This is a genomic window from Streptomyces sp. SID10853 (assembly GCF_010548145.1).
GTDB lineage: Bacteria > Actinomycetota > Actinomycetes > Streptomycetales > Streptomycetaceae > Streptomyces.
Map to the genome: position 1 here is coordinate 1 of NZ_JAAGLN010000312.1, position 6,605 is coordinate 6,605.

Below are 6,605 nucleotides of genomic sequence, written 5' to 3' on the forward strand. Positions count from 1 at the left end.
CGGGCGGGATCGAGCGGGGCGCGGCGGCCCGCCGTAAGCACCGCGGCCCTGTGCGCTGCCGCGTCTGCGGCAAGACCCTGACCGACGGCGGCGAGATGAAGCTGATGCGCTGCGAGGAGTGCCCGTCCGACATGGACGAGGCGCTGTACGAGCGGCTGCACGAGTGGCGGTCGGTCCAGGCGAAGGAGACCGGGCAGCCCGCGTTCTGTGTGTTCACCGACAAGACCCTGATGGCCATCGCGGAGGCGGTGCCGTCCGACGAGACCGAGCTGACACGCATCGCCGGTGTCCCCGCTCGTAAGATCGCGCGGTTCGGAGCCGATGTGCTGAAGATCTGTGCAGGCCAGGAGCTTGCGGACGCCGAGCAGGAAGACTGACCGAAACTCGTTGAGAAAATAGTTTGCGCAGCCCCCGGGAACCCCCTTAGGTTCTTAACCACGGGAACAGCGACTTCTCTGAAGCCCTGGTTCCGTGCTGTACTTGATCTACAGCTGTACTGACCTACATACGAATGGGACAAGGCCCCCGGGCCCCAGCTCCCCGAGACGCCGAGAGGAGGCGAGACCAGTGGCAACCACGATGAAGACCAAAATGACCGACCGCTCGGTCGTCGCCACCTGCCTGCTCGGCTCCTCTCTCCGTGGAACCGGTCTGTCCGGCGTCTCCGCCGTCAGCCCTGTTTCCCTGGCGAGCCTTCCCATTCGGGACCGTAATGAGCGACCGACCAAGGCACCGGAAGCAGCAGTAGCAATCGCGGGGATGCCGTCCTATGCGTTTGCGGCAGTCGGTGCCGAGTTCGGGACGCAGGCAGCACAGCACCACACGATGTGGGCCTTCCGTGGGCTCGAACCCTGGAGTGATCCAGTCTGATTCAGCATCAGGCAGGCGCCTTCAGGGCCGCGGAACCCCACCCGGGATCCGCGGCCCTTTTGTTTGTACTGGGCCACCAGACGACCTTCGGTCAAACAGACCGGAACGACCAGACGAGGAATGAAATCACCGTGCAAATCGAAGCGCACGCCCCGTCCGCACCGCCCTCACAGACACTCTCGCCCCCTGTTGCCCCGGAGGATCCCACCGTGTTCCCGCTCACCGCTCTGACCGTTCTCGACGACGCCATCGAGAACCTCGAAGCGCCTGTTCCCTGCCGTGCCTACGACCCGGAGGTCTTCTTCGCCGAGACCCCGGCCGACGTCGAGTACGCCAAGTCGCTCTGCCGTACCTGCCCGCTCGTCGAGGCTTGCCTCGCCGGCGCCAAGGAGCGTCGTGAGCCGTGGGGCGTCTGGGGTGGCGAGCTCTTCGTCCAGGGCGTCGTCGTGGCCCGCAAGAGGCCGCGTGGCCGTCCCCGCAAGAACCCGGTCGCGGCATGAAACTCACCGGCTCAGGAACGATTGACCGCCCCCACAAGCACGATCCCCAGAAGCAGGACCCGATGACCTCTTCCACCAGCGAGCCGTCCGGCTCCGCAACACCAGTCGTCACCACCATCGGCGCGACCGAGTCGCGTCAGAACAGGACCCGCGAGATGCAACTCATCCCAGAAGCCATGGCTCGTGCTCATATGCACGAGCGCCGCAGGGAGGCCGACATCGAACGTCAGGCTCTGCGCCTGGTGGCCGCCCGCCGTATGCAACGCCGCGCCGAGCGCGTCTCGTTGCGGGCCCGCCGCGCGCTCGCCATGGCGGTCATGCAGTAGAACGAAGCAGGAACAGAGCAGTACCGCGCGGAAGACAGCGGGGGCCGGTCACATGACCGGCCCCCGAGGCATGACGGGCTCCCCGGTTTGGCCGGGCTCCCCGGCTTGACGGACTCCCAGACATGACCGGGCTCCGGGGTGAGACCCGGGTTCGGACCGTGACCTGGCTCGGGGGGGTGGGACCGGGCTCCGGGATGAGACCGGGTTCCCAGGTGAGAACCGGACTTCGAGGCATGACCGGGGCCGGGGCGTGATCTGGCTCTGGGGTGGGGCGGGGCTCCGATGTGAGGCCTGGGCTTCGAGGTGAGGTCCGGGCTTCGAGGTGAGGCCTGGGCTTCGAGGTGTGGTCCGGGCTTCGAGGCATGACCGGGGCCGGGGCGTGATCTGGCTCCGGGGTGGGACCGGGGCCCAGGTGAGCCCCGGGTTCGGGTGGCGTGCCCCGGCCTTGGGTGTGACCGGTCAGGCGTGTGCCTGGGCGGGAGGCAGCTCCTGCTCAGCGGCATGTTCCGGGAGGTGTTCGGCGAGATGCTCCGCAAGGTCGGCCTCCACGGCCTCCGGCAGGAACCCTGGCATCCAGTCCTCGAGTTCGTCCCGGAGCCGCACGGTCGCACCCAGCTGACAGAGCACTCCGATGGTGCTCAGTGTCACCCGGTGGATCAGCAGATAGGACGGCGGCAGATTGAGCTGCTTGCCCAACTGGTGGGCGGGGGAGCGGGGATCCGCGATCCTGGCCGCCTGCGCGCGCATCCACCCCCGGCTGAACGTGAACGCGTCGGCCTGCACCGGCTCGATGATCGGGACCAGATACTCCAGCACCGCATCCGGATCCAGATCGATGGACTCCTTGACGAACCCCTCCTCGCAGAGCATCTCGTAGACAGCGGCCGCCTCGCCCTCGATGGTCATCCGCAGGGCGTGGCCGATCGTGGCGGGAAGCCCACCCGGCAGCCGGTCCACCGTCCCGAAGTCGAGCACCCCCAGCCGCCACTGCGCAGCGTCCCCCGGATCGGCCTCACTGGCCTCAGCCCCACATCCCTCAGCGGCCTCACCGCTCTCAGCGGCGCCGCCGGTCTCATCGCCACCCGTCTCTCTGATCTCGGCCCCGGCGATCCCAGCGTCACCGATCTCAGCCCCGTCGATCTCAACCCGGTCGATCTCACCCCCCGCGGTCTCAGCCGGCAGCAGCCGGAAGTTGCCCGGGTGCGGGTCGGCGTGCAGCAGTCCTGTGCGGGCCGGGCCCGAGAAGAGGAACCGCGCGAGCAACTGCCCGGCCCGGTCACGCTGCTCGTCCGTACCGTCCGAGATCACATCGGCCAGCGGGATCCCGTCGATCCACTCGGTCACCAGGACCTGGTCGCTCTGGTACACCACATCCGGCACCACCACATCCGGATCCCCGGCGAACTCCTCGGCGTGCTCCCGCTGCGCATCCGCCTCCAGCTCGTAGTCCAGCTCCTCGGACACCCGGTCGCGCAGCTCGGCGATGAGCGGCTTGATATCCATGCCGGGGATCAGCGGCCCGAGCAGCCGGGCGAAACGGCTCAGCTGCGTGAGGTCCGACAGCAGCGCCTCACCGGCCCCCGGATACTGCACCTTCACCGCGACCCGGCGTCCGTCGTGCCACACCGCACGGTGCACCTGACCGATGGACGCGGCAGCCGACGGCTTGTCGTCGAACTCGGTGAACAGCTCGCGCCACTCAGCGCCCAGCTGTGCTTCCAGCACCCCGTGGACCGTCTGTACCGGCATGGGCGGGGCGGATTCCTGGAGCTTGGTCAGCGCCGCCCGGTAGGGCCCGGCGATCTCCTCGGGCAGGGCCGACTCGAAGACCGACAGGGCCTGCCCCATTTTCATGGCCCCGCCCTTCAGCTCGCCCAGAACCTTGAAGAGCTGTTCCGCCGTCCGCTGCTGCACCTCGCGCGCCACGATCTCCGCGGATCTGCCGCCGATCCGCTTGCCCAGGCCCCAGGTGGCGCGGCCGGCGAAACCGAGTGGGAGTGACGCCAGCTTGGCGGTACGTGTGACCGCTTTCCGGGGAAGATCAGACATGCGCCCCTCCAAATCCCAGACTGCCGTGGAGCGTACGGCGGTTACCCGGCCATTGTGTCGTGCGCGGCCCCGGCCTCCGAGGCGCGCACCCCTTCAGTGTGCCCACCCGCGCCGCACCCGCAGTCGGGGTGGGGTGTGATACGAGCCGGTCGCCAGTCGAGCAGCGGCAGTGAAGCCTCCCATCGTGAGCCCGTGGACGCCGGCAGCTCACCGTCGAGAAATGCCAGGGCGTGTGCGGCCGTCAGCCCCGCCACCGCTGTGGCCAGACCGAGATCGCAGGCCGGCACGGCGTCGCGCCTGCCTGAGCGCCACTGCGCGACCATCCGGGGCCAGCCGGGATCATGCTCGGCGCGCCCCAGCGCCAGACAGCCCGAGCACGCCGTCCCTCCTGGCAGGACGAGCGGGCCGACCACCCCTGTCCCTTCGATCACACCCGTATAGAGATGAGGGGTGCCCGACGTGATCCACTCCGCTGAGAGTGCCGGATCCGGCACATAGGCATCGAGCCCGTCGCGCGGTGCCACGACGATCAGGGACAGCCCCGGCCCGCCGTCGCCGCCCGGCGCGGCGGCCGAGGCGCGAGGTGGCGGGCCGGGTGCGACGCGCCGGACCAGCTGACGCGCCGCTGTATCCCGCCGCTCCCCGACAGCCTCGGCCGGGAAACCACCTGGTGCCACGTCCCCCGGGAGGACGGAGCCGCCGTCGAGCACCTCGACCCGGCCCACCCCGGAGGCCGAGAGCAGCGCCGCCACCGTGGCCCCGACCCGGCCGGCGCCCCGTACCTGGACCTGTATGGCACGCCGGGCCGCGAGGCGGGCCGCACCGGCGCCCGGTTCGGGATGGACCAGCGAGAGCGATGCCAGATCGGGGCGCAGCCGGTCCAGGGTGCCGGGCCGGTTCCTCAACGCTTCGACCGCTGGGCCGCCGGCCGTCGCGTCATCGATCAGCCCCGCCTTCGCGAGCCGGGCGACCAGCTTGTCCACCTGGCCGTCCGGCAGTCGCATGGCCTGGGCCTCCTTCCGCAGAAGCTCCATCCCGCGGGTGCCGTCCAGGAGCCCGAGGAGGCAGCCTGTCGCTGGGTCCACCGGGCCGAGCACCACCGCCTGTGCCGGAGTCACTCCGAACTGCACGGCCTGCCGGTCCCGCCAAGCGCGCTGTAGCGCAGGCTTCACCATCGGATGCATCGCACGCCCCCGTTTCACTGTCCGCCGGGCTGTCCCGGCGGCTCTGCAGTCAGAATGCCCTCAGGTCACCGAGGGTGCGGAAAGTTATCCACAGGGTCGGTGTGGTGATACTTCGAATGCTGCACTCTGTGGAATGGATCAAGGTTCAACCGCCATGGGCGCGGGACTTCCCGCACTGACAGCGGGTAACGTCGAAGCGTGCCCGTCGACCCTCTGCACACCGCCGGAAGTCCACCGCGCAGCGCGAAGAACCAGCCGCCCCGCGGCCCGGCGACGAGCCCGGTCGAGGTCCGCAGGAGTGCCCGGCGGAACAGAACGGTCTCCGCCTACCGGGAGGGGGACCGGACCATCGTCCTCATCCCCGCCCGGATGTCGGACGCCGAGGAACGGCGCTGGGTGACCGTGATGCTCGACAAGCTGGAGGCGCAGGAGAGCAAACGCGTCCTCGGCGACTCCGAGCTGGCGGACCGCGCGGCGCGGCTGTCCGAGCAGTACTTCGCGGGCCGGGCCCGCCCTGATTCGGTGCGCTGGGTGACCAACCAGAACACCCGGTGGGGCTCCTGCACCCCGGCGGAGGGCAGCATCCGGCTCTCGCACCGGCTCCAGGGCATGCCGGAGTACGTCGTCGACTACGTACTGCTCCACGAACTCGCCCACCTTCTGGTGCCTGGACACGGCCCGCGTTTCTGGCGGCTCCTGGAGGCGTATCCGCGCACCGAGCGCGCCCGCGGCTACCTCGAAGGGGTGGTGGCGGCCGAGCGGCTGCCGCATCTGCCGGCCGCCCGCGGCGAGTAGCAGCTCCACGCCAGTTCCACCCGCCACCGCCACCGCCACCGCCACCACCGCCCTCGGCCTCGCCCTCGGCGCCGTGATCCCCGTTGCCGCACACCGGCGCTCCCCGCGGCGGGCCCTCCGGAGTTGTGTACCGGCTGCGTACCGGGTCCGTCCCGGCTTGGCCGGATGTCGGTGCCAGCCGTTAGCCTGACGCGACGGAATCACATTCGGGATGGGGGACGGTCGTTACGTATGGCCAGGCAATTCCAACGCGGCCACAAGGCCAGGATCAGTGACCTGACAGCGGGCACGGACCTGTACGTGGGTGTACAGATCGCGGGCGCCGGACTGACCTTCGACATCAGCTGCTTCGGACTCGACGCCGACGAACAGCTCTCGGACGACCGGTATTTCATCTTCTTCAACCAGCCGAAGTCGCCCGAGGAGTCGATCCAGCTCCTGGGCCCGCAGGCCGGTGACACCGAATCCTTCCGGGTCACGCTCGACCGCATCCCCGCAGCCGTCCAGAAGCTCTCCTTCACCGCGACAATCGATGGCGCAGGCCAGATGTCGCAGATCGGCCCCGGGTACATCCGGATCGTCGCGGGTGGCGACGAGGTCGTCCGATACGCCTTCACGGGCTCCGAATTCACCACGGAGCGCGCGGTCATGCTGGGCGACTTCTATCTGAAGGACGTCTGGCGGTTCGCCGCCGTCGGACAGGGCTTCGACGGCGGACTCGACGCGCTGCTGAGGAACTTCGGTGGTGAGGTCGCCGATGAGGAGCCCGCCGCACCGCAGCAGGCCGAGCCTCCCGCTTTCGGCGCGCCGGCCTTCGCCCCGCCCGCCGGTGCTCCCGAGCCGGCCCCCGCCTTCGGCGCGCCCGCAGCTCCTCCGCCCCA

Annotated in this window: 8 protein-coding genes; 6 read left to right on the forward strand and 2 right to left on the reverse strand. The window is 69.7% G+C overall.

Annotation, left to right across the window (positions count from 1 at the left end):
* The 4 genes from G3I19_RS33170 to G3I19_RS33185 all read left to right on the forward strand — a co-directional run.
* Positions 1 to 377 (forward strand): HRDC domain-containing protein (locus tag G3I19_RS33170; RefSeq protein WP_203600868.1); only part of this gene is annotated, 377 nt, incomplete at its 5' end.
* A gap of 202 nt (positions 378 to 579) precedes the next feature.
* Complete coding sequence (locus tag G3I19_RS33175) at positions 580 to 870, forward strand: hypothetical protein (protein WP_164267428.1); 291 nt, start codon at positions 580 to 582, stop codon at positions 868 to 870.
* Between the two features lie 131 nt (positions 871 to 1,001).
* The gene (locus G3I19_RS37850; protein WP_164267422.1) at positions 1,002 to 1,370 is read left to right on the forward strand and encodes a WhiB family transcriptional regulator; all 369 of its coding nucleotides are present in this window, start codon (positions 1,002 to 1,004) and stop codon (positions 1,368 to 1,370) included.
* Positions 1,367 to 1,696, forward strand: coding sequence for a hypothetical protein (locus G3I19_RS33185; RefSeq protein ID WP_164267423.1), 330 nt, complete (start codon positions 1,367 to 1,369; stop codon positions 1,694 to 1,696). Before G3I19_RS37850 ends, G3I19_RS33185 begins: the two co-directional genes overlap by 4 nt.
* 459 nt (positions 1,697 to 2,155) lie before the next feature.
* On the opposite strand, the gene G3I19_RS33190 is transcribed toward G3I19_RS33185, so the two are convergent.
* Together G3I19_RS33190 and G3I19_RS33195 are read right to left on the reverse strand one after the other, a co-directional pair.
* The gene (locus tag G3I19_RS33190) at positions 2,156 to 3,745 is read right to left on the reverse strand and encodes an AarF/UbiB family protein (RefSeq protein WP_164267424.1); all 1,590 of its coding nucleotides are present in this window, start codon (positions 3,743 to 3,745) and stop codon (positions 2,156 to 2,158) included.
* 41 nt (positions 3,746 to 3,786) lie between these two features.
* Positions 3,787 to 4,929, reverse strand: coding sequence for a ThiF family adenylyltransferase (locus tag G3I19_RS33195; RefSeq protein ID WP_164267425.1), 1,143 nt, complete (start codon positions 4,927 to 4,929; stop codon positions 3,787 to 3,789).
* A gap of 198 nt (positions 4,930 to 5,127) precedes the next feature.
* Here G3I19_RS33195 and G3I19_RS33200 point away from each other — a divergent pair, with 198 nt between their 5' ends.
* Both G3I19_RS33200 and G3I19_RS33205 read left to right on the forward strand, forming a co-directional pair.
* A complete protein-coding gene (locus G3I19_RS33200) occupies positions 5,128 to 5,724 on the forward strand; it encodes a M48 family metallopeptidase (protein ID WP_164267426.1) in 597 nt (198 codons plus the stop codon).
* A 231-nt stretch (positions 5,725 to 5,955) separates the two neighbouring features.
* Positions 5,956 to 6,605: TerD family protein (locus G3I19_RS33205; RefSeq protein WP_164267427.1), on the forward strand; the 650-nt coding region annotated here is incomplete at its 3' end.

Excerpts from the sequence above, each read along its gene's own strand:
- G3I19_RS33175 (WP_164267428.1), top strand. The coding sequence starts at position 580 with ATGAAGACCAAAATGACCGACCGCTCGGTCGTCGCCACCTGCCTGCTC.
- G3I19_RS33185 (WP_164267423.1), top strand. The coding sequence starts at position 1,367 with ATGAAACTCACCGGCTCAGGAACGATTGACCGCCCCCACAAGCACGAT.
- G3I19_RS33190 (WP_164267424.1), bottom strand. The coding sequence starts at position 3,745 with ATGTCTGATCTTCCCCGGAAAGCGGTCACACGTACCGCCAAGCTGGCG.
- G3I19_RS33195 (WP_164267425.1), bottom strand. The coding sequence starts at position 4,929 with ATGCATCCGATGGTGAAGCCTGCGCTACAGCGCGCTTGGCGGGACCGG.